Annotated in this window: 1 protein-coding gene; it reads right to left on the bottom strand. The window is 50.5% G+C overall.

Annotated elements, in window-relative coordinates; all coding sequences use genetic code 11:
• Positions 1 to 256, bottom strand: a 256-nt coding sequence (locus Q4563_RS19805) for an ExbD/TolR family protein (protein WP_442903816.1), incomplete at its 3' end; no start/stop codon positions are given.
• Positions 257 to 273 lie beyond the last annotated feature (17 nt).

The following is a 273-nucleotide window of genomic DNA, read 5'->3' as shown; positions in this document are numbered from 1 at the left end:
GCATCCGTTCGATGTTGGCCCGTACCTGGCTTTCATCAACCCGGCGCTTGTTAATCCAGATTTCGCCAAGGTCATTGATGGCAATCAGGATATTCGCCCGTGGTTTGGCGTTGGATGTACTGGCATCCGGACGATTGACTTCGATACCGGATTCTTTCACGAAAGAAGCCGTCACGATGAAAAAGATCAGCATGATAAACACTACGTCCAGCATGGGAGTAATGTCGCTCTCGCCCTCTTCAGCCTGTGGGGTCAATTTTGAAAAACCGCGTC

This window comes from Gilvimarinus sp. 1_MG-2023 (assembly GCF_030548285.1).
Note: the sequence above shows the minus strand (reverse complement) of the source record. Positions and strands in the feature narration are given on the sequence as shown.